General features: G+C 59.7%; 19 protein-coding genes and 1 tRNA gene. 13 read left to right on the top strand and 7 right to left on the bottom strand.

Annotation, left to right across the window (positions count from 1 at the left end; genetic code table 11):
* Nucleotides 1-15: 15 nt before the first annotated feature.
* The 4 genes from V3B30_RS01590 to V3B30_RS01575 all read left to right on the top strand — a co-directional run bounded on the left by V3B30_RS01590 (nucleotide 16) and on the right by V3B30_RS01575 (nucleotide 5255).
* Nucleotides 16-1665 (top strand): hypothetical protein, encoded by a 1650-nt coding sequence (locus V3B30_RS01590; protein WP_262082601.1) that lies wholly within the window; start codon nucleotides 16-18, stop codon nucleotides 1663-1665.
* Nucleotides 1662-2708, top strand: a complete 1047-nt coding sequence (locus V3B30_RS01585) for an ATP-binding protein (protein WP_262082600.1) — start codon at nucleotides 1662-1664, stop codon at nucleotides 2706-2708. Before V3B30_RS01590 ends, V3B30_RS01585 begins: the two co-directional genes overlap by 4 nt.
* 1945 nt (nucleotides 2709-4653) lie before the next feature.
* Nucleotides 4654-4756, top strand: a tRNA-Ile gene (locus V3B30_RS01580).
* A gap of 43 nt (nucleotides 4757-4799) precedes the next feature.
* Entirely contained in the window at nucleotides 4800-5255 is a 456-nt protein-coding gene (locus tag V3B30_RS01575; RefSeq protein ID WP_262082599.1) for a hypothetical protein, read from the top strand.
* Between the two features lie 228 nt (nucleotides 5256-5483).
* Here the strand turns inward: V3B30_RS01575 and V3B30_RS01570 are convergent, their stop codons facing one another.
* Nucleotides 5484-6389, bottom strand: coding sequence for a DNA-binding protein (locus V3B30_RS01570; RefSeq protein ID WP_262082598.1), 906 nt, complete (start codon nucleotides 6387-6389; stop codon nucleotides 5484-5486).
* Nucleotides 6390-6492: 103 nt separating this feature from the next.
* Here V3B30_RS01570 and V3B30_RS01565 point away from each other — a divergent pair, with 103 nt between their 5' ends.
* Entirely contained in the window at nucleotides 6493-7578 is a 1086-nt protein-coding gene (locus V3B30_RS01565; protein WP_262082597.1) for a site-specific integrase, read from the top strand.
* An 82-nt stretch (nucleotides 7579-7660) separates the two neighbouring features.
* Nucleotides 7661-8797 carry a hypothetical protein gene (locus V3B30_RS01560; protein WP_262082596.1) on the top strand — a complete coding sequence of 379 codons (1137 nt, stop codon included), beginning with the start codon at nucleotides 7661-7663 and terminating at the stop codon, nucleotides 8795-8797.
* 374 nt (nucleotides 8798-9171) lie between these two features.
* Here V3B30_RS01560 and V3B30_RS01555 read toward each other — a convergent pair whose 3' ends face one another.
* On the bottom strand, nucleotides 9172-9888 hold the full coding sequence (locus V3B30_RS01555; protein ID WP_262082595.1) for a hypothetical protein: 717 nt from the start codon (nucleotides 9886-9888) through the stop codon (nucleotides 9172-9174).
* 791 nt (nucleotides 9889-10679) lie between these two features.
* Here V3B30_RS01555 and V3B30_RS01550 point away from each other — a divergent pair.
* Nucleotides 10680-11549: a hypothetical protein gene (locus V3B30_RS01550; protein WP_262082594.1), complete on the top strand. Its 870-nt coding sequence runs from the start codon at nucleotides 10680-10682 to the stop codon at nucleotides 11547-11549.
* 275 nt (nucleotides 11550-11824) lie between these two features.
* On the opposite strand, the gene V3B30_RS01545 is transcribed toward V3B30_RS01550, so the two are convergent.
* Complete coding sequence (locus tag V3B30_RS01545) at nucleotides 11825-13030, bottom strand: hypothetical protein (protein ID WP_262082593.1); 1206 nt, start codon at nucleotides 13028-13030, stop codon at nucleotides 11825-11827.
* Between the two features lie 402 nt (nucleotides 13031-13432).
* Complete coding sequence (locus V3B30_RS01540; protein WP_126928434.1) at nucleotides 13433-13726, bottom strand: metalloregulator ArsR/SmtB family transcription factor; 294 nt, start codon at nucleotides 13724-13726, stop codon at nucleotides 13433-13435.
* A gap of 248 nt (nucleotides 13727-13974) precedes the next feature.
* Between V3B30_RS01540 and V3B30_RS01535 the strand changes: the two genes are divergently transcribed.
* The 5 genes from V3B30_RS01535 to V3B30_RS01515 are packed head-to-tail and all read left to right on the top strand — an operon-like array spanning nucleotide 13975 to nucleotide 16923.
* Nucleotides 13975-14844 carry an MBL fold metallo-hydrolase gene (locus V3B30_RS01535; protein WP_329809632.1) on the top strand — a complete coding sequence of 290 codons (870 nt, stop codon included), beginning with the start codon at nucleotides 13975-13977 and terminating at the stop codon, nucleotides 14842-14844.
* Nucleotides 14841-15281, top strand: a complete 441-nt coding sequence (locus V3B30_RS01530; protein ID WP_262082590.1) for a YeeE/YedE family protein — start codon at nucleotides 14841-14843, stop codon at nucleotides 15279-15281. Before V3B30_RS01535 ends, V3B30_RS01530 begins: the two co-directional genes overlap by 4 nt.
* On the top strand, nucleotides 15278-15709 hold the full coding sequence (locus V3B30_RS01525) for a DUF6691 family protein (RefSeq protein ID WP_262082589.1): 432 nt from the start codon (nucleotides 15278-15280) through the stop codon (nucleotides 15707-15709). Before V3B30_RS01530 ends, V3B30_RS01525 begins: the two co-directional genes overlap by 4 nt.
* A complete protein-coding gene (locus V3B30_RS01520) occupies nucleotides 15706-16143 on the top strand; it encodes a TIGR01244 family sulfur transferase (RefSeq protein WP_262082588.1) in 438 nt (145 codons plus the stop codon). The genes V3B30_RS01525 and V3B30_RS01520 overlap by 4 nt, the downstream gene beginning before the upstream one ends.
* 3 nt (nucleotides 16144-16146) lie before the next feature.
* Nucleotides 16147-16923 carry a sulfite exporter TauE/SafE family protein gene (locus V3B30_RS01515; protein ID WP_262082587.1) on the top strand — a complete coding sequence of 259 codons (777 nt, stop codon included), beginning with the start codon at nucleotides 16147-16149 and terminating at the stop codon, nucleotides 16921-16923.
* Between the two features lie 73 nt (nucleotides 16924-16996).
* Here the strand turns inward: V3B30_RS01515 and V3B30_RS01510 are convergent, their stop codons facing one another.
* From V3B30_RS01510 to V3B30_RS01500, 3 genes are all read right to left on the bottom strand, one after another.
* Entirely contained in the window at nucleotides 16997-18268 is a 1272-nt protein-coding gene (locus tag V3B30_RS01510; protein WP_126928429.1) for a DUF2254 domain-containing protein, read from the bottom strand.
* Nucleotides 18269-18390: 122 nt separating this feature from the next.
* Nucleotides 18391-20370, bottom strand: a complete 1980-nt coding sequence (betT, locus tag V3B30_RS01505) for a choline BCCT transporter BetT (RefSeq protein WP_262082585.1) — start codon at nucleotides 20368-20370, stop codon at nucleotides 18391-18393.
* Between the two features lie 51 nt (nucleotides 20371-20421).
* Nucleotides 20422-21519: a hypothetical protein gene (locus V3B30_RS01500; protein WP_262082584.1), complete on the bottom strand. Its 1098-nt coding sequence runs from the start codon at nucleotides 21517-21519 to the stop codon at nucleotides 20422-20424.
* Nucleotides 21520-21814: 295 nt separating this feature from the next.
* On the opposite strand from V3B30_RS01500, the gene V3B30_RS01495 reads away from it, so the two are divergent.
* Nucleotides 21815-22183, top strand: a complete 369-nt coding sequence (locus V3B30_RS01495; protein ID WP_262082583.1) for an H-NS histone family protein — start codon at nucleotides 21815-21817, stop codon at nucleotides 22181-22183.
* Nucleotides 22184-22214 lie beyond the last annotated feature (31 nt).

The raw sequence follows: 22214 nt of genomic DNA, 5'->3' as shown, positions 1-22214 counted from the left end.
GGTTGGCGTGCGTGCTTGCCGCACAAAGTTCGAAACAACATCGTCACCTCACCCGCAGACTTTCCCAAGTTGGCAGGCCCCGGAGCCTTCAAGAAGGTGCTGAAACTGCTCCCCGAGCTTGAAGAGCGACTGACAGCCTACTCAGGGCAGCTGCCAAAACGGAACATTCCCAGCAGCACTTTCGAGAACTTCTTCAAGAAGATTAAGTCCCTCATTCGCAAGAGGGTTCCAGGTGATCGCTACCCTGCAAACGACACAACTTGTGCCCGACGTAGCATCGTGGAGTTCATCAAGGATTCTCGCCGCGGCACACCTTTCGTCGACGAAGACTTTGAAGTGGAAGACGCTGTCAGCGCCGGCCAGTTGCAGGAGGTCTTTGCTCTCCAATACGGCGATTGGGTCCAATACGATGGTCACAAACTAGACGTCTCCTTCTCCGTGGAGGGCCATGATGCCGATGGCAATCCGTTCATGCAGAAGATCGACTGCGTTTGGCTTATCGCTGGGTGCTTTGCGCTACTCCGCATGTGCTGCAGTTGGACACTGGCATTCGCAACGAACTACAACGGCGCCGACTTCAACACCACTTGCGCAAACACACTTCGGAAATGGGAGCCCAAGGAGCTGGTCTGCCCACGCATGAGGTACGTCCCTGGTAGCGGAATCGGCACTGCACCTGCCCTCGGCTTTGTAGCAACCGGAGCAATCACGAGCTTAGACAATGCTATGGCTCACCGCCTTGGTGTCAACCGTCAGCGCATGACATCGGAATTAAGAGGAGTCATCCACTACGGCACAAGTGGAGTTCCGGAAACGCGCGGCCTTCTTGAGGCGTGGAACAAGCGCAAGGAAGAGACTGCAATCCGCCTACTGCCTGGTGCGTTTCGCCCCCGGGGCAAGGAAGCAGAGAAGAGCCTTACCAATGGCAGCGATCCGGATGACTACCCTCTGCAGAGGGATGCACTGGAGGATCTCATGGATGTGATTATTGCCGCGTCGAACGTCGAAAGCCACGGGTCTCACCAAGGGCGCGACCCTTATGAGGTCCTCCGGAACTACGCAGCATCCGGCGGCTGGCTTTTCGCGACACGAAACAACGAGGAGCGCGCAGTTGCCATGTCGCTCATGAGCACTCGAGCCCGGATCAAGGGGAGCAAGAAAGATCGCCGGCAGCCCTATGTTCAGTTCAAACACGCACGATATCGGTCAGTCGCACTGAATAATAGATGGGACCTGGTGAGCACTGACTACTCTGCTGAAGTCGACATCACTGACGGCCGGACAATGTACCTCTACACCGAGGAAGGAGAGCTGTTCGTCGTGCTTCGCGCACTCCGTCCATGGGCAAGGACGCAGCACAGCCTCGCCTTGCGCAGCCTAATCCACAGGCGGGTCGCTCGAGGTGACATTGATCTATTGGGCGTCGAGGATGCAGTTCTAGCCTATAAGGACCACCTGCGGGCACGCTTCCGTGACAGCAAAGAGGCGGCTTCGATTCAGGTGCAGCACAAGAACAGCTTCGACGCGGCCGAGTCTCCTGAGGCACCCCCGAAAACGATCGCCAACAGTCCACTTCAAGGCACGCCTCAAGCAGCCAACATCGCGGAACTGGTGATTCCCCTTTCGGGAAGGGTGAAGCTTGGTAGGAGGGGGCATAAGCAATGAATGTCAATCACGAAGTGAATCTCGATCCGGGCCTGGGAACATTCAAAACAGTTTTTTCTGAAAGGGGGGAGCCCATTATTGAAACCGTCGCGATGGAAGAGGCCCTGACCAAGATCGTCCTTGCGATTGAGAAGGGATACCGCGGCATTGGGTTGCATTCACAAACTCGCTTTGGCAAGACATTTCTTTCCCAGTACATCTGCAAAAACCTAGATTGGTGTCCATTCAGTTGCGTGGCCGTGTCTGCAATTGTTCGCGCGATTGGCATCACCGAGTCTGCATTTATGGATTGGACGATAGCCCAGCTGGGACAGCGACCTATCGCGAGACAGTCGGCCCAGAACAGAATTGATCGTGTCATCAATACCATCGAGATGATATTGAACAACGCCAACGTGGATCGACTGCTCTTGGTCATCGATGATGCCAATTTGATTGAAACAGCAGCGCTGCAGCATTTCGCAACACTTGATAACGAATTGGAGAAGCGTGGGAAAACGATCTTCGTAATTTTTCTGTTCCAGGATAACCATACCTCGGACAAGCAAGAGGCGATCAACAAGCTCCATGCCCCGCCTCAGATCAGAGGGCGCTTCTTCACGCAGTTTCATCAATTCCATGGTATTCGCTCGGCGAAAGACCTCGGCGTCTTTCTTGAGCGGTTTGAAGACGACGCTGAGATGGCCCCTGGGGCCGGCGCAACGTTACCCAGGAGTCTGGCACCACACCTCTACGATGGCGCGTTCAGGATTGCCAAATGCAGCCAAAGACTGTGGGATTGCGGGGTACAGCAGAGAGCCGCAGCCGGCCGGAAGGAGTTCGATGAGTGGCCGCTGCAAGCAGTGAGCGTTATGGCTCACTACATTGCAAGACGGATCATCACCAGGCCGGGCTTTACTGAGATGACAGACAGGGATCTCAAGATGGCCATCGGGTACTCCGACCTCGTTGAGTACGACAGTGCCTGTGCGGAGCTGAACTTCACCCCTGATCGGGGAAATCTGGCTGCCCCTGAGGGGGGCATGGAGTATGGCGATGCCTGACGGACGTTCGTTCGATGCGATTCTTCACCATTCGCCTGACCGGCTGCTGGGCATCTCACCTTTAGGATTTGTGGCTCAGACTCTCAGGCTCAACTGCTTAGACTGCCATGACAGTTTGGGCTTGCTAGGGATTAGGCCAAGGTACTCGGATGATTGGTGCAGACACCTCTGTCATTCACACAGAGCACAGGCCGCGATCGTCGACAAGGTGCCGGCGGCCAATGCGTTGGCGCCATTGTGGGACCCACGGAAGTGGCAAGCGCTCAATGGTGCGGCTGCTCAATGGAGGCCCTATCTAACGGCCTGCCCGGAGTGTCTCAAGAGCAGCTATCACTCTATGCTATTCCAGCTACCTTGGGTCAATCAGTGCCCTTGGCACCGGGTGCGTACGGTCGCTCAGTGCGTGTCTTGCGGAGCGTCCCTCTGGAAATCATTTCAATCTGACGCTGCGCCTTTCATCTGCTCTTGCGGACGCGACCATGTTCAGCCATCCATACTCCTCTCCGATCCTGAGGGGAAAGAAGGAGCGCGGGAATTCCATGTGCGGCGATACCTTACGTGGGCTGATGAAAGTCGCTCGCGTCGGGACCTCTTTGGCTGCGAGGGAGACTCCCGCGTGACTGAAGCGGCCTCTGGGTTGTTCGTTCCACGAGGAGCTGCTTGGCATGGAGGAACTAGGGGAAGTTCAGGCCCACTCGTTCGCTCGTCGGTGGTAAAGCACCCATGCACGCCAGAGCAGTCCTTGTCATCAGAAGCTCTAGCGGGTTTGGCACCAGCTATCGCGGATGCAGCGGAGTTTTTTCTAGAACTCCCTCGGGAAATGGGCAATGCCCTTGAGAGGATCACATTCTCCATTGCCTCAAAATTCCCTGCGGGTGACTTCTCTGAACGTGAAAGGCGTCTGCTAGGCATGTCGACCACTGATGATTCGCCGCGCCGATTCCCAAGGGCCCACGTCGTCCTCCTGGTTGCGTATGCTGTCCATGGAAGGCTCTTCTTAGACGGGAGGGTGCTATCACGATCCGCTCAAGCGACATTGCGGGAGATAGCCGAAGCAATTTCCATGCGCACCGGTGAGGGTTCACGACTGGCGACTTACTATCGCGCGTTTAGCCGCATCCTATTCAGGGCCTATGCACGGGCCGCATTTCAGGCCTTAAGCGAGGTTGAATACTCCGCATGCAAGAGGCCACCCCCGCCGCTGCAACCTATTGCGCTGACACGAAGCCGGCTGCGCTGCAGCGACGTAAAGCTTCTGTGGATGCCGAAAGCGACCTCAAAGTGAGCGCTCTAGCGCCGCCCGGCCTGAGCAAGGGCCGGGAGACTTGCCATGCGTACTGGCATAACATGTGCCTCACTAGATCGCGCCGGGAGTGGTGAACCCATCTGGTGGCCCTAAAGGCGTAGCAGCTCGCTGAAATGTTCTGCAATGGTCAGTCGGAAGTCACTTTCTTCCGCGATGCTCCTCGGAGCATCAATAACTTCTACAATGATATCTGGCGCATCAGAATGTTCTGCAATGAACATTCTTGAATCACAATCTTCTGCAATGCCCGACGCAGATCTGCCCTTGGAACTGAGGGGTCGCACCTTGTAGATCAATAAGATGCACGCTGCAGACTACTATGCGACGAACATGTATGACGACAAAGAAGTGCCCTCCCTCAAGCCAACAGACGCCCTTTTTCTGACCAACAATCGCCCCTGACCCGACGGGCGACCGAAAAGATGCCCTCTGGAACCACGAACTGACTAAAGGCTGCCCCGAAATGGAAGGCGGAGGTACTCGCTCGCTTTATGGCACACCGGCGTTCGCGTGTCTGCGCGCTGCAAACGACCAACCACCTTTGATGGCAGCCTGGTGTCGATCCCGGTATGCTTGTCCTATGACCTGCCTGGCCTCGCTCGACCCTCGAATACCGGCGTGATCGCTTAGATCGATCACGCCCCTGTTGCTCATGTTGGTCAGAGCGCCGGCCTTATACCCCGGTGAGAGCACGCGCCAGATAAGCGCGTACACGTCGGTTCGATTCCGACCAGGGGCACCACCACCAAGCAGGACTTCTTGTCCTAGAGCGCAGGTGCAAGATGGTGAGTTCCCGTTCCGAAAGCCTCCACCCAATCTTGGTCGCCGCTGCCCGCAAGCGCGCGAGGTTGGCGGAGCACTGGTTGACGGCCGCGGAAGTATCTAGGATCGTCGATCCTGCACATAAGAACTCGCTGCCGACAGTAGCAACGAAGCTCCGCCGGCAGTGGCGGCTTCTCGCAGCATACATGGATCCGCCGTCGTCCCATTACCGCTACCCCGCATGGCAGCTTGGGGAAGATGGCCAGCCCGTCAGTCAGTTGTACGACATTCTGACGGTCTTGCGAGAAAAAGGGCCGTTTACGCCGGACGATCAGGGTCGCACGACCGGCTGGGGTGAGGTGGAGTGGTTTATGAGTTGCAACGCTTTACTGGACGGCGCGACCCCTGAGGAGGTTCTCAGGACCGATCCTGCCGCGGTCTTGCGTGCGGCGCTCATCGAATTCAATGAGGAAGAATAACCTCTATCTATTCGGTGCCTGAGCGTGAGTGACTCCTGATTACCGCGGACAAGCCACCCTAGTAGCCGAAGAGACTTGCCCGCCTTGCCGGGGAAGTTCGCCCGTAGATCTGAGAGCCCTCGGACAAGATGCCCTGGATTCGCTCGAGCTACTGAAAAGACGCCCTGCATTGACGTGAAATCCTTAGAGCTGGTACCTCTACCAGCCTTTGGGGTCGCAGCGTGCGCCCTATTGCTTGGGGCGCTTCCGAGTCGTAGGCGAAGGAACCCTTTTGGACCGCTTTAGTGCCACTTCAAGCTGAGCCGGCAAGTTTTGAAGCGCTGAAAGTTGTCCCTCGAGAGCGTCACACTTCCCGCGCAGGATATCCGCAGACCGGCTGGCGGCTGCTGCCGCCGATTGGGCGGCCTGGATATCCTGACGCAGCTGCTTCTCAAGGGCCCTGTGTTCTTCGGATGTCTTGCTTAGCTGCGTCTGGAGTTCCTTCACCTCCTGGCGTGCTCGATCAACATCGTTTAGCGCCCGATTCTCGACAGATCTGACGTACTCGGTCCAGTCTTCCCGCTCAGATTTCGCCGTCTCCAGGGCGTCATGAAGCCGGACATCGAGTTGCTGTCTCGCTGTCTCGGTTCGGTCGGCTCTTCGACGCTCGAGATCGCGCTGCTCTGCAAGTTCAGAGATCTGCAGCTGAAGCTGGTCGACCAGGTGCTGTAGCTCTGAAGCTTGGGCCGTTGCAATTCTCTCCCCGGTGATTGCAACGTCACGCTCTTCCCGCATTTGCGCCAGCTCTTCAGCCGCAAGTCGGGAACTAGCCGCCAGCGCATCACGCTCGGCAGCCAGGGCCTGCTCGGACGATGCAAGCTCTTGACGGGCGGCCTCCTGGGCATGCTTCAGCGCCAACTCCCACCATTGCCCGGCAAGTTCTGCCAACACCGCTGGCGCATCTTCCAGGTCCGGACGCGCTGGCTGCAGGCGCGTGCCAAGTCGGTTCCACCATGTCTCCAGCCAGCGGGTCACCGTGTTCGGTGAGCCTGTTCCCAGGTGAGCCCGGATACGCTCTACGGTTGGGCGTTCGCCCTTGGCGACCAACTCGTCGGCGGCGGTATGGACGTCAGTTTCGGTGATGCCGCGGGCCATGCGAAGTCTCCTGTACTGGCACCCTACTCTGCTGATAACGTACTTGCGATAAGTGATGATTATCGCGGGTACGGACTTCTAAGCGTAGCGTACATTACATAGTATGAAAGATAATTCTACAATTCCCGCACTTGCCGCGACGGCCACCTGCCTAGCACTGCCCGAACAGCTGACCCAACAGGCTGCCGATGCGGTCCGCGAGCTGCTGGCCGAAGCCGCAGCCGAGAACACCACTCGCAGCTACACCAGCGCCCTGCGCTACTGGGCTGGCTGGCATGCGGCGCGCTACGGCATCGAGTTGACCTTGCCGGTACCCGAAGCCACCGTGCTGCAGTTCGTAGTCGATCACGTACAGCGCCGCTCGACCGACGGCGAATTGGCTTGGGAACTTCCCCCAGCTGTCGACCAGGCCTTGGTGGCCGCTGGCCTCAAAGCCAAGGTCGGCCCGTGGACCTTGGCCACCGTGCGCCATCGCGTTGCCGTGCTCTCCACCGCGCACCGACTCAAGCACGTGGCCAATCCCTGCGAGCAGCCTGCAATTCGCACCGTACTCAGCCGCGCGGCGCGGGCCGCGGTTAAACGCGGCGAGCGCCCACGCAAGAAGACTGCGATCACCCTGGCCGAGCTGGAGGCCATGTTGGCCACCTGTGACGACAGCCTGGAAGGAATTCGGGATCGCGCCCTACTCTGCTTCGGGTTCGCCAGTGGCGGCCGCCGGCGTAGCGAGATCGCCGCTGCCGACCTGCGCGACCTGCGCCGGATTGGCGAGGCGGGCTATATCTACCGGCTGGAGCACAGCAAGACCCAGCAGGCCGGGGTTACGGCCACCTCGACCCCGGATAAGCCGGTGCTCGATCGGGCCGCCCTCGCCCTCCAGGGCTGGCTGGATGCCTCAAGCCTCGCCGAGGGGGCTATCTTCCGGCGGCTGTGGAAGCAGCGGGTCGGCCCTGCCCTGTCCCCAGCCGCCGTGGGTGAGATCGTGCAGCGGCGGGCACGCCTGGCGGGGCTGGAGGGGGATTTTGGCGGGCACAGCTTGCGGTCTGGGTTCGTGACCGAGGCCAGTCGCCAAGGCGTGTCGCTGCCGGCGATCATGCAGTTGACCGAGCATAGGTCGGTGTCGAGTGTCGTGGGGTATTTTCAAGCAGGCGGAGCAACAGCCAACCCGGCTGCCCGCCTGCTCGAAGACTGATTAACGCGATGCTGCCAACTCGAGGTCACAATTGCTCATACTTGTGCCGGATAGGAGTACAGCCCCTATTCCGAGGATCTCCATGCGTTCAATTTCCAATGCGTTCTTTCACCAGGCCGAAATTACCCAGATAGATCGATGGGAGCACGGTCCACTCGAGCTCGCGTTCCTGTCCGAGCCAGCGACAGGTCGCCTAGAATGGACAGCCCACCTGCACAATTGGAATGCCACGCAAAGGGCCGGATTTGTGCGGTCGGGAGAAGCCATCGAAGGGTTGAAGCCGTTCGTTCCTTACCTCGAGGAACGGCGCAACCCGAACATGATCCTGGTGCCAACCTACGGCGGGAACTCCGAGCTCGACGTCATGCTGGCCGGCCTGTTGCCCGACGACATCCTGGCCAAGGCTGGTCTCGAACGCCGACGCTCTATGATGGGCCTGATGTACATGCACAACGACTTGCCTGCAGACTACGGTGCGCGGGCACGAGCTGCATTTGCGCACTACATCTGGACGCGCTTGTCTCCGCGAGCGCGTTTGGGTCAAGGCGCCTTCAACGCGCGCTCGCCACTGCGACTGCTCGCCGGCGACACCCCATACTGGGCACACCGCCTATATCGCCTGGCACTGGCCAGGCGCGATGAATTCTTCGCTCCCACGACGCACGAAGACGAGACCTGGAAGCCGCTCGCAGAGTTACGCGCCGGTATCTTGGCCGGCCTGCCTGAGGAAGAGAGACACCTGTTCGATATCCAGCGGCCTCTGATGGGCGGCGACGTCTGGGACGAGTTTGATGCCGACGAGCGCGAGGAGGTGCTTCAGAGCGCGATCGACGGCGACGGTGTCCTCGAGTCGCTCGATCCGGTGGTTGAGCTACTGCACCGCCACCGGACGCACGAGGACTTCTCGGCCGCGAACTCCTGGATCAAAGAGGATTTCGAGCGCAGCTTCTATTCCAAACGGGCGAAATTGAAAGTCGACTTAGTCGAGACCATCGACGATGCACCGGCTTATGCGCTGGAGCCCAACGAGCCGTACGAGCAGGTTCTGTTCCGCGATGTGATCGCAATGCTCGATCAGAAAGAGCGTCGCCTTGTGATAGCCCTGCGGCTCGGCAAGAGTGCCTCCACCATCGCGCGCGAGTCGGGTCTGCGCGGCCACGCGTCGGTTTCGCGACGCATCGCCGCGCTCAAGACGAAGGTCGCCCGACTGCTAAATTGAGCTGAAGCGCCAGCGCAGGTCCCTGTTCATGGATGGCGGACTTGGCGGCGGCATAGGGATCTTGGGTGCATCCGTTGAGGGCGCGCAAGGCCCGAGTCGGAATGGTCTGCTGGGAGAGCCACTTGGGCGGCCCGACTTCGGCAACAACTTGGGCACGCTCTGCATCCGCCACCGTCATTTTCGGTGCTGTCCCTGTCGCTGGCGAGATTCCCGAAGATTCGGACATCTTCTCGGAAAAGCAAGGATCGCTCGTCACCGGCGCTTTGGCGACCGCGGAGTCACATGCCGATGGCCATCCCAGCGGCGCCCCGTACGCGCCGACCTTGCCTCGGTGCGAACCATGGCGCCTCCAGAATCCATCGCTCCGTAGCCCGCTACGTCCTACCTGCTGGCTCGAGCCAAAACCGGCAGCTGAAGTTGTTGAGCCGACGATGGAAGGCGTCGGCGCGCGCCTGGAAAGTTTTCGGGATCGCTGCGCCGTCGCCGCCCTGCCGAAAGTACTCGGCAAGCGAATGGAGCCCGTTGTTCATTAGTTGCTCCCACTCGCGCCAAAGCTCGTCCTGCAAATCCTGCGCACGCTGACTGGCGCTCGGTTTTCGCTTTGGGGCCGGCACTGGGTAGTCAGGGCGTGGATCATGCGAGTGAGTGAACGTGATAGTACCGTGCGCCCACTCGGCCTCGGCCGACGGGCGCCAGCGGTAGTGCACCCGCACCGACAGCGTCCTCGTGAAATTGCTCGGTGGAATGATTTGGTCGTCGACGAAGAAGCGCTGACCTTCCTTTTCCTGCGTCTCAACCCGCTGCTGCATCTGCCGAACCGCGTTGCCCAAGTTGCTGCCGGCACGGCGGGCGCGCTCACCGGTGTCAGCTAACTTCTTCGTCGCCTTGGCTCCCGCGTAGGCCTGTAGCGCCACATCGAACTCGCGAAGCCTGGCGGCGATAAACGGCCCGCAACTGTCCAGCCGTAAGTCGCGCAATGGCGATCCTAGTCGCCGGGCGTCCAGGGAAGCTGAAATCTCCCGATCCAACGCCTGCACATTGACCTCTCGCAGGGCCTCTTGTTCATCGCGAGGAATATTGATGACGCTCAACTCGGACTCCGTATATTGGCGGTGCGGGATGCCGCGATTCTCTTGGTTGGTGGCATGTTCTAGGAACTTGCGCGCGTGCTCGAGAGCGGGGTGTTTGTGTAGATGGCCGGCACATTATCGCTGCGCGCGGGCGCGAAGTCTGGCCAATCCGGGGGGGGGGGGCTTGTCCCGGGCCTGGCGCTCCCGCAGGCTTGGCCCGAACCGCGTCGCCAAGCGGGCCTGCGCCGTCGCGAGGCCGCTCGCGGCCCTCGTTCGGCTGGTCTCGGCATGCCCCCTCCCCTGCTCGTTGGCCCGGAGCCGGCCGACTGCTTCCGGGCCAAGCATGGTGAGTCGGGCCTTCAAAGCCTTGAGGGTGGTCGCCAGGGAGTCGCTCTAACCACACTGATGGTCCCGACCGACCATCGGTCGATCACGCAGGCGAAGGACCACTTTCAGTCCGCCAGCACCCTGGTCTCGATTAGCGCCGTCGCGACTGCTGAGATGGCGGTGCGGCTCGCTAGGGTGCCGGTAGGCAGTTCGGTAGCTATCGTTCCGCCAACGGCATGTTGCTCGGGGACCGCCGATACCATGCCACTCGCCCACAGCAAGTACTGGGACGCAGAAGATGTCGAAGCAGACACCGGAGCCGCATGGCTGGCTCTGCTCGCCACCGCACACACGCGTTGACCATATCCCGAAAGGAGTCCGTGTAGACGTTCACCGTCTTGAGGGAATGCTTAGCCTTGCCCATCGCTGTCCGCCAGAGTGCGGATGGGCCATAATTGCATGAAGCTTTCCTCTCTTAGCAAGCCATGTCCAGCTCCTCGTCCCCAGAAACCTTGGAAGCCATCGGCCTGAGCGTTGCCTTTGAAGCGCTGCGCGATTTGGTGAACCGGCTGCTGATGGAGTTCTTGCCCTTGACCGGCCACCCCGGGGAAGTGCAGGTGCTCTTCAAATCGACGCCCCATCGCGATCTGTTCTACATCCGCTTGCTGGACTTCGTTCATGAGGGGGGTAGCAAGGCACTTCTAGGCGAAAAGATGTCGTGCCTGGAGGTGCTGGAGCGGGCCGGCGCCAACCCGAGGTTATCCGGCGCGGGGCACGCTCACGCTCTTGCCGACGCCGTCGCAGATCTACGCACTTGGCTCGATGAAGTGATTCATCCAAAGTTCTGGCTGGGAAACATAAACGTCCATGCGAGGCTGTCAGTCACCCGTCTGCAACTACTGAAAATCGCGGGGAATCAAGCCAAGCACAACCTGGCGCGCCTGACGGGCGTTGCGCAGCAGGTGCAAGCCCTGCTTGCTGAGCATGGCCACAACGTTCCATTGGCCCAGATCCCGTTCGCGTTGGATGACTTCCGTGAGCACTTGGGAGAGAACGTCTTTATCTACTACGGAAGCTGGCTGGCAGAACTGATCAATAACATCACATGGGCGTTGTATCGCTACATCCAACCCGTCTACCACCGGTCGGTGGTCTATGAGGACGGACCGATACCCGGGATGTATCGTTTTCTTCCTCTTCCGGGAGTGGCCCCCGATTCTCCCGAGCACTGGTGGTTTCATCGGCTGCTCAATGAAGCTCGGCGCCCTCCCCCCGTCCCCTCTTTCAAAGCGTCGCGCCTCCTGAAGGAACAGTCATCGCTGGAATGGGAGGACGAAGAGCACATGGGTCCGTAGCCGCTTCTTATTCTCAAGGAGCGGGGCTGATCCAGACCGTCCCAATTGCGGGTGATAGCCTGTCGCCCTCAACCTTACCCCCGATAAATCTTCATAATCTCCGTCCCCGCTCAAGGCCCGCACTCGGCCAGAAGCGGACTATCCAGTTGCCGAGCTAGCGAATAAGTCTGACGGCCATGCACACAAACAAGGACCGACAGTTCCCTGTGGGTGCCCGGGCTCCTTGGCGAGAGGCCGTGTGCAGCATGAACAAGCCTATGCACATTGGCAACCAGTTACATAGTCTCGGAATTAAGCCTTTCTACCAAGAGCTGGAAGGCCTTTTGCTCTAGAGCTCCCTTCGATGCTTCCAGATAGGGTAGCCATTGAGCGGTCACTACGTCCTCACGAAACACATTGTTATGAGTCAGCAATGCGCTCCGAATTTGACACAGCTGAGGATGTTCCTTGGCGAAGCCAGATTTTCCGGCGGCGCCAAACAGATCGTCCTTCGCCAGAAAACGTATGCCGCCGTCTGGAATATACCTAACCCACTCATCTTCTTCTGAAATAGTATTCAAGACTCGCCCTACGATGCCTCGATCAATAAAATCACCCCAATCGAAATTGGTTGTGAGTATCGAACCACACAGGATTACGCACTCGAATTTCTCTGAAATATCACCGGCATTGGATAGGTAACGCCCCACTATGTAGCTCCCGAAAGAGTGCGCCACGATGGAAATTGGACCCTCATATTCCTTTCGGACATCAATCAGCCAGGATCTAAACCCCTCAACGATTTCAGCCTTCTCCTCCTCATTGCGAAGGACGTTTGCAGATCGATACCCGTACACATAGGGAGCAACAGCCCATCCTGACGTGCTCGCAGATAGACACAGACGTGGTAGCCATCCGTCCGCATGCGTTCGAATCCCGTGCAACGGTACGATAACCCCCTTCGTTGTCTGCTGCTTCGACCAACGCCGGCCCAAGTATGCAACCTTGACTATCTCAAGACTCTGTGACGACTGCTCAGGCCTGTAGAAGGTTTGTACTGAGCTGTGCATCTTTATCTGGACCAAGCCGTGCCTAGCGCCGAATCGGGTGGTCCCCAGTAATTCAAGGTATGCACTAGCGATCTCGGGCTGGTCCTCCGCAAGAAGCTGCACATCGAGCATGAGGCCATCTATGTCGTAGCGTTCCCGACCGTGTGGGACCTGCGAAGATGTGGCGAAAAAGATCACTACATCCAGGTCATTGGGATCATTTTTGCGCGAGACGAACGACCCTCCGACGACAATTGAAGTTGCCCCAGCCTCCTCGGCCCATTCGTAAATATCCAGGAATGGCTTGAGGAATTTCGAGCGAGCCATCTCTTGATAATGGCCGAAGGTCTTCTCGGGACTGCTACAGAACTCCGCAATGAAGTCTTCCTTGCTTATGATGTAAGTTCCCGGCAGCAACAGACCCTCTTCAAACGTGAGCGAAATCTGATCCATCAATTCAATCTCCAACAAAGCAATGGAATTGTCGTGAGCCGCGATGAGAATTATACCTGGGGCTCGTTGATCGCGGCCGGAAGTTCGGGAGTTGATTCAAGCACTGGGTGCGATCCGTAGTTCGGGGAAGGATAATGCTCGGCAAGAAGGGTGCAACTGAAGAGCCCTGCTCCCGACATGGAGGGTGGTGGATAGCAGTTGTTTCCTAGAAGAAGCGTAAGCGTCCGAAATGGCCACTCTCGCCCGTAAGCGCAGACCCCTCTACTCCCGATAAACATCCCTAATCCACGGCTGACCTTGAGCCTGCAGCGGCCCATGACTTAGAGACAGACTACGCCAATGGTCTAAGTGCCCAGGGTCAGCGAAGCTAGCCTGCCCTCATTTCGGATGCCTTAGGTCACTTTAAGTCGATGCATCGTCCGCGCAGAAGATCCGATGCATCGCACCCAGCAAAGCTGCAACGCGTGGGTCTGCCATGCGGTAGATGATCGACCGCGATTCCCGTCGGGTCGCAACCAGCTTTCGTTGACGGAGTTCGGCCAGCTGCTGTGAGAGTGCCGGCTGCCGAATGCCGGTCGCTTCCTCGAGTCCGCCCACCGTCATTTCACCTTGTGCGAGCTGGCATAGCAGCAATAGGCGCGAAGGTGTGGCCATGAAGCGCAGCAGCTCGGCTACTTCAGGCACGCGCTCCTTCATCGTGGCTAGATCTGACGGGCTGAACGGAGGGCTGGTCACGTGCGCTGGCAACTTGCGAGTCGTAATTGTGGTGGGAAGGCACCATGGGCCTTGACTCAATCTACCATGGACTCCATAGTTACATATATTACGAAACTATGTATACGTTAAATCAACCAGTTTATCGGGAGCCAGCCTTGAACTCATCCTCAGTCGTAGACTCCCCCTTGGAGCAGGCTGTCCGCCTCGTCAACGATGCGCGTGCCGGCCTGCTCCCCTCGCCTCATGTAAAGACCTTCTTCGATCCTGCCACTTTCACTGCCAGTCACGTTGTACGCGATCCATCTTCGTCAGCGTGCGCCATCGTCGACAGCGTCCTTGACTTCGACATGGCCGCAGGCCGCACCTCCACCGCCTCCGCGGCGGCGTTGGTGGACTACGTGCGGGCCGAGCGCCTGCAGGTGCAATGGCTGCTGGAAACCCATGCGCATGCCGACCACCTCTCCGCGGCGCCATGGCTGCAGGGCCAGTTGGGAGGTACGCTGGCCATCGGCGAGCGAATCACCACCGTCCAGGAAACCTTCGGCAAGGTCTTCAATGCCGGTACTGCATTCAAGCGGGATGGCAGCCAGTTCGGTCGCCTGTTCGCCGATGGTGCCTCCTTCCGTATCGGCAACCTCCAGGCGATGTCGCTGCACGTGCCGGGCCACACCCCTGCATGTCTGGCGTACGTGATCGGCGACGCCGTGTTTCCTGGAGACACGCTGTTCATGCCGGACTACGGTACCGCCCGCTGCGATTTTCCAGGCGGCTCGGCCCGCCAGTTGTATCGCTCGATCCAGCGCCTGCTGTCCCTGCCCGACGCTGCCCGCGTATTCCTGTGCCACGACTACAAAGCCACCGGCCGAGACTATTTCGCATGGGAAACAACCATCGGTGCTGAGAAGACAACCAACCTTCATGTGCACGAGGGTGTGACCGAAGCCATGTTCGTGGAAATGCGGGAAGCGCGTGATGTCACGCTCCCGATGCCGCGACTGATCCTGCCTTCCGTGCAGGTCAACATGTGCGCAGGCCATCTGCCCGAACCCGAGGAGAACGGCGTGCGCTACCTCAAGCTGCCGATGGACCTGCTATGACGCTCTCTCATTTGGCTTGGTATTGGCCGCTCATTGGTGGCGCCCTGATCGGTACAGCAGCCGGCGCCTATCTGATCCTCCTCGGCCGGGTTGCCGGCGTCTCGGGCCTGCTTGCCAAGACACTGGGCATGCCGGGTGACGGCGGACGCGGGACTGCCGCCCTGTTCCTGGCAGGACTTGCCCTGGCGTCGGGCTTCGCCTTGGCGGTCAGGCCCATACCACTGCCGGTGCTCTCCGCAAATGGAACAGTGGTGCTGGTGGTCGCTGGACTGCTGGTGGGTTACGGAACGCGCCTTGGCGCCGGGTGTACCAGCGGGCACGGTGTCTGCGGCTTGGGCCGGGCATCGCCCCGGTCGGTGGTGGCTACCTGCGTGTTCATGCTCATGGGCATAGCCACGGCAACACTGGTGCGGATTGCGACCGGGGGCACGGCATGATTCGCCTGGCCGCGTTCCTATGCGGCGCACTGTTTGGGCTCGGGCTGATCGTTTCGGATATGGCCAACCCAGCTCGCGTGCTTGCTTTCCTCAATGTGAGCGGCGCTTGGGATCCTTCTCTGGCACTGGTCATGGTGGGTGCACTGATCCCTTCCGCCGCAGCTTACCTATGGATGCGCGCCCGCAGAACGCCGCTGCTTGCCGCATCGCTGCACATTCCCACCCATCGGATCATTGATCGGCGCCTGGTCATCGGTGCGGCGATATTCGGCCTGGGTTGGGGACTGGCCGGAGTGTGTCCCGGCCCAGCGATCGCTTTGCTGGGAACCGGCCAGCCCTTCGCGATCATCTTCGCCACGGCAATGATCGCTGGCGTACTCCTGCATGGCCTCATTCACCGCCCTGCTGCAACTACGGGAAAACCATGAATCTCAAGCCACTCTCCGCCAGCCTCAAGGTGTCCGGACAGCTCCTGCCAAAGGACATTGAAACCCTGAAGGAGCAGGGTGTTGCGAGTGTAATCTGCAACCGCCCCGACAATGAACAGCCGGAGCAGCCCAGTCACCACGCGCTGCACGATGCCTGCCACCAGGCGGGCATGCAGTTTGCCTATCTACCTGTGGCGTCTGGGGTCATCTCCGATGATCAGGTGCACACCTTTGCAAAGTTGATGGAAGCGCTGCCACGCCCTGTTGCCGCGTACTGCAGAACCGGCACCCGTGTTGCGATGCTTTGGGCGCTGTCGGAAGTCGTTCGCAATGGCGCGGCGTTTGCCCACGTCCTGTCTGTTGCTTCGGATGCAGGCTATGACCTTTCTTCCATAGCAACACGGCTGCAGCAAGGTCCGGCATCCAGCGACTGATATATGGAAGCGCTGTCTCCGCTGCAGTTGGTGCTGGGCGGCTTGTCTGGCGTCCTGGTCGGCTTCGTCCTGGGGGTGGTCGGTGCAGGCGGATCCATCTTGGCGGTACCACTGATGCTTTACGTGGTCGGAGTGGAAGATCCGCATGTGGCTATCGGCACCAGCGCCCTAGCAGTGGCGGTCAATGCGGTGTCGAATCTGGTGATGCATGCCCGTAGAGGTAACGTTCGCTGGCCTTGTGCCTTGGTCTTCGCCCTGGCGGGGGTCGCGGGCGCATACCTGGGTTCCAGCTTGGGCAAGGCGTTCGACGGCAGGAGGCTATTGGCGCTGTTTGCTGTGGTCATGGTCGTTGTCGGCATCGCCATGCTTCGCAGGCGCAACACGCTTGGCTTCGCGGACGCTCGGCTTGGTAGACGCAACGCGCCCGCACTGATTGGGCTGGGCGCCACCGCCGGCGGGCTTTCCGGCTTTTTTGGTATTGGCGGAGGGTTCCTCATCGTGCCCGCACTGGTGGCCGCGACGGGGATGCCGATGATCGCCGCAGTCGGAAGCTCGCTCGTCGCCGTTGCCGCATTCGGCATGACCACCGCACTGAACTACGCGCAAGCAGGTCTGGTCAACTGGACGCTCGCGGCAGTGTTCGTCGTTGCCGGCATGGCTGGCGGTACTGCAGGAGCAGCAACTTCGACGAAGCTGGCCAGCTATCGTGGAGCTCTGAACACGGTATTTGCAGTACTGATCTTCATTACTGCCGCATACATGCTGTGGAAGGTGAGCTGACCGGATGTGTGCCAGACCCGCTGCCGAGCACTGATAGTCAGCGCAGCGCTTCAAAGGCAATGATCAAAAGACACTACAAACGTTGGTCCACATCTTGCAGACTCAAATCAGATGCGCTGGCTCGAAGCGCTTTGCGATCAGCTTCGAAATCCATGGCCAACAGGCTACGCTTCAACGCGATGCGGGCATGCGCCTGTGACGCGACTCTTGTCGCTTCATTCGAGGACCCCGCCAACGCTGCGAAGGCCTTCTGCAGCCGGATGTTGACTTCCAAGGACGCGGCTGCATCCCTGGCAATCGGCGTGAACGCGTCCTCGAACATGTCGCGGACGTCGAGACACTGCACGTGCACGCGCGGATACAGCACCTCAACTGAAGCAGAGTCCCCTGCATGGCTGGACCATGCACACAGCAGCCTGACACAGGTCCCGATGACGTCGATGCAGGTGCCAGGGTCGTTCACCGCAGGTGACATTGCGCGCTGGGCAATTTCCGCAAGCACGACCAGCCCGAACCGTGGGTCATTCTCAATGGAGCGCGCGTCACTAAAGGAAATGGCTGAGATAACTTCACTCTGCACTTCCGGAAGTGGATTTCCCTCGACGGCTATCAAGGGACGGGCTGGGGTTGCGAACGTACCCGGCTGGCAGAGCAGATGAACGCGTAGATCATGTTCCTGCGCAATGGCGTTGATCCGCCCGACGTCCACATGTTCAACGTAGGCAACCTGATCTCCGACCAGATGCACCGCCCCTTCCCCTACCGGAACCGCACTGACTCCACCGAGCCGCGGCTCCCTGGTCCGACGCTTCATTGCCGCTTTGGTCGCGCGCTCCACAAGATCGATGGTTTCGCCAACGCGGCCAAAGCGCGAGAGCTGCTCAATGGCCCTAAGCAACGTCACAGTGATGACGATGATGACCGCGATGGTTGCGCCGAACAATACAAGCCGGCCGCTGTCCCCGTAAATTCCCGTGCTGAGTGCGATGAGGCCTACGATCGAGAACAGGAAGGCACCAATGAAGGTAGCCAGCGCACCCTGCGCCCGGGTGTCTTCGATCAGTAGCCGGGCCGCACGCGGGGTGGCGCTGCTGGACGCGGACCCGTATGCCGAGACCATGGTGGACAGCGAGAAGGTGGTGACCGTCAGCATCGACGCGGCAAGGATACCAAGGATGTTGCCGACGGAGTCAGCGCCTATCCTTGCAGCCAGGCCGGTGGGAATGAGGAACTTAAGGAACGCACCGGCCAGGGCCGTGATGATGCCCAGGGCGCCATACAGGGTCGAGCGGAACCACATCCGCTTGGTAACTTTGCTGGCTGCAAGCCTCAATCTGGTGAGCATGGGCTGTTTCCTGGGCCGTTCGACCATCAATAGCACGGGCGGGCGCCGAGGCCACGTCAACGCAGGGGCTTGCCCGGCCCAAGGTAGATGCCGCCATTTGGGCGGCATCTGTTGTGCGGATTCTACGAGCGCACTTTGTCCAGGAACTGACGGTGGCGCTCGTACTGATCGAGCACATCGTGGATGAGTTGAACCTTCGTCCACCCCATGATGTCGTAGTCCTGCCCGCCCTCCCGCAGGTAGACCTCCGCACGGTAATGACGGGTGCCCTCGCTGACCGGCCGACGGGGATCCTGCAGGGCGAACGTCGGCGGCTCATAGGGCTGGGGCCGTACTGAGTAGAAGAAGTCCATCTCCTCGCCATGGCCAACCTGCAGCCACGCACGACCGTCCTCCCCCTTGGAGACCTGCACTGGCAGATCCTGCTTGCGCAGCTCAGCCGCAACCTCTTCCAGCGCAGGAATGACGCGCTGTTCGATGAATCCAGTCACTTCGATCTTCAGCGGGTTGTGTGCCAGCAGGCGCAAGCGTGCTCGCCAATCCTCACTGGTGCCGGGCAGAATCCGTGCCTCGCGCAGGATCGAGCGCTTGGTCGCATCGAGATGCATGGCCTTCAGCAGTCCCCAGCACATCAGGATCATGACGATCGTAAATGGCAACGCGCTGGCAATGGTGGCTGCCTGCAACGACTCCAGCCCGCCGGCCACCAACAGGGCAATTGCCAGGCCGCCGACCAGCAGCGCCCAGAAGATCCGCTGCCAGACCGGCGACTCTTCCTCGCCCTTGGACGTGAGCATATCGATCACCAGGGCGCCGGAGTCTGCCGACGTCACGAAGAACAGGGCCACCAGGATGACCGCCAGCGAAGACGTGAGCATGGTGAGGGGAAGATGCTCGAGGAACTCAAACAGCGCCATGGAGCTGTCCGTCGAGACCGTCTGCACCAGTTGCTGGATACCCTCCACCCTGACCATGTGCAGCGCGGTGTTGCCGTAGATGGTCATCCACAGGAACGTGAAGCCGAGCGGCACGAGCAGCACCCCCACCACGAATTCACGAACGGTGCGTCCCCGTGAGATGCGCGCGATGAACATGCCGACGAAGGGCGACCAGGCAATCCACCAGCCCCAGTAGAACAGCGTCCAGCCACCCAGCCAGCCGGTGGGTTCGTAGGCATAGAGGTTGAAGGTCATCGAGAACAGCTGGGAAACGTACATGCCGGTGTTCTGCACCAGTGCCTGCATCAGGTGCACGGTCGGTCCACAGACGAGCACGAACGCCAGCAGCGCCGCTGCCAAGATCATGTTCAGCTCGGACAACCTTCGAACGCCGCTGTCCAGGCCGGCCACGACCGAGCCGGTGGCCACTAGGGTGATGACGGTGATCAGGCCAACCTGAACCAGCGTGCTGACATCCAGGCCGAACAGGTAGTTCAGGCCGGCATTGATCTGCATGACACCCAGGCCCAGCGACGTTGCCAAGCCAAAGATGGTGCCCAGGGCAGCAAACGTGTCTACGGTATGTCCCAGCGGGCCGTGGATACGATCGCCGATGAGCGGATACAGCGCGGACCGGACACGCAGCGGGAGATTGTGCCGGTAGGCAAAGTACGCCAGCGACAGGGCCACCACCGCATAGATCGCCCATGCGTGGATGCCCCAGTGGAAGAAGGTGATGCGCATGGCCTGACGGGCAGCGGCGGCCGACTCTGGAGAACCGACCGGTGGCGTGGCGTAGTGCATGATGGGCTCGGCAACGCCGAAGAACATCAGACCGATACCCATGCCGGCAGCGAACAACATGGCAAACCAGGAGCCGTAGCTGTAGTCCGGCGTACTGTGGTCAGGGCCGAGCTTGATGCGGCCGTAACTGCTTATGGCGATGCCGACGACGAAGACCAGGAAGCCGGCCACTGCGAGAATGCTGAACCAGCCTGCATCATTGGCAGCCCATGACTTGGCCGCGGTGAACCACCGCGTGGCCGTATCGGGCGCGATGGCAGCAAGCGCCAGCAGTGAGATGACGATGGCTGCCGTGGGAATGAACACCTGCGGAAGGATCCGCTGGCGAACGGGGGGATGTTGCGGAGCCGTGCTCTGCATGGATACCTCCGTGTTGTTGGGTGAAAATGCCTATGGCTTGCGTGAGGCCGATCAGAAGTAGAAGCCGATGTTTAAATTCAGCCGTGAATGCCAGCGGGAAGGGCCTGTTTCGTCGATGCCGATACCATCACCACCGGCAAACCACATGTTGCGGCCAGCGATCCAGTCGACATAGGTGAGCATGATTCCCTTCTGCAGGCTGCAGCCGGTCACGTTCTGCCACGAGTCACGTAGGCCTGCACGGTGCCCGACCGGGCGGGTCATGCTGAGGTTGTTGTAGCAGGTGACATCATCCAGCCAGCCCTTCTGGCCGAACGAATAGGCCACGTTGGCGCTTGGCACATCCGCCTGTGCGGCAATTTCGAAGGGGGATTGGAACGCCGACATCGCGATGCGATCGCCGGGCACGTCATACCGGTACCGCGCCCACTGCAACTGCGCGGTCCAACCATCGCGCTTCCACTGTGCATGAAGGGCCGCGCCCTGATGAACGTGGTGGCGCCGTGTCTGAGTGTTCTGCACCTTGCCAGCGAACGCCGATACGCCCAGCAAAAGTTCGCCGCCGGCCCAGCCGCGTGCATTCTCCAAGCGTGCATGCATCCGTTGCCGCTCGCGATACGGCAACGCTTCGGTCTGCGCTACATCAAAGGAGTAGCGATCGTAGCGAGCCCCCGACCCGTATTCGTCTCCGGAGAACCAGCCGAGATGCCAGGTCGTGCTGCCGCTGCGGTGAATCACTACAAGGCCCGGATCGTAATCATCCTCAATGCCCAAGTAGTAGCCGGAGCCAAACCAGAAGCTCTGCGAAACGGTGGGAAGCAGCCCGAAGGGAACCTGCTGGATACCTGCCTTCAGCTGGGTGGCGTCGGAGAACTGCCAGCCTACGTAGACGTGATGCACGGCGTCGAAGCCATCGTACCAACGGTACTGGGCGGAGAATGAGAGCGGCCCGGCTCCAGCGTCGAGGTCTGCGCGCAACAATTCGAGCTGCAAGCGGCTGGTCGGCCCGTAGTCGAGCCAGCCATAGTTGAACCTGACGGCGCCTCCTGGATCAAAGTATGGATCTGTATGGAGGCCATCCTCAGAAGCATCTGCAGCCAGCGTAGTTCCCGCCAGCGTGGCAGCGATAATGAAGGGAATTGATCTCACGGTTGTGCGCCTTGCCTCCCTGATTTGCCACGGAAAGCTCTTGATTCTAACGTCGATTCACCTAATGCCTCAAACAGGCGATCTCAAAGCGCGCCTGGCGATAGGCGAAGCAAGCACTGACCACGTCCTCTTCAATCGACATGCCCATATGCCAAGTGAAGAGCATGTGCAGCACGAGCAGCTAATACACACCATGGGAGCAGCTTATCCTGTGAATAGGCAATTCACTGTACCGTCGGGGTGACACACAGTGTCATTTGAGAATAGGCTTGGAACTCAACGTTGGGAGGAATACATGACCATCGATATTTGCGGCCTTTCGGCCAAGGAACTTCGCTCCCTGATTGCTCAAGCGGAGAAGCAGCAGTTGAAAGTGTTGACACGCCCTAAGGCCACTGCAATGCGAGCCAAGATCAACAAGTACGTCAAGGATCATGGCTACACGATAGATGAGCTCTACGGCACTTCAGTGATCGCGCCCTCCGAAGCCGCCAGGAAGCGAGCCAATCGGAGGCCCGCCAGATCGACAGTGCCCAAGACCGCTCCCAAATATCGTAATCCCGCCGTGCGCGGCCAGACGTGGTCCGGTCGCGGGAGGCAACCGCGATGGATAGCCGAGCTGGTAGCGAATGGAAGATCACTGAGTGATCTTCTGATCAAGTAGTCAGCACCGGGCAGCTGCTCAGCGGCACTGC

The organism is Stenotrophomonas sp. SMYL41 (genome assembly GCF_036319965.1).
Taxonomy (GTDB): domain Bacteria; phylum Pseudomonadota; class Gammaproteobacteria; order Xanthomonadales; family Xanthomonadaceae; genus Stenotrophomonas; species Stenotrophomonas maltophilia_R.
Note: the sequence above shows the minus strand (reverse complement) of the source record. Positions and strands in the feature narration are given on the sequence as shown.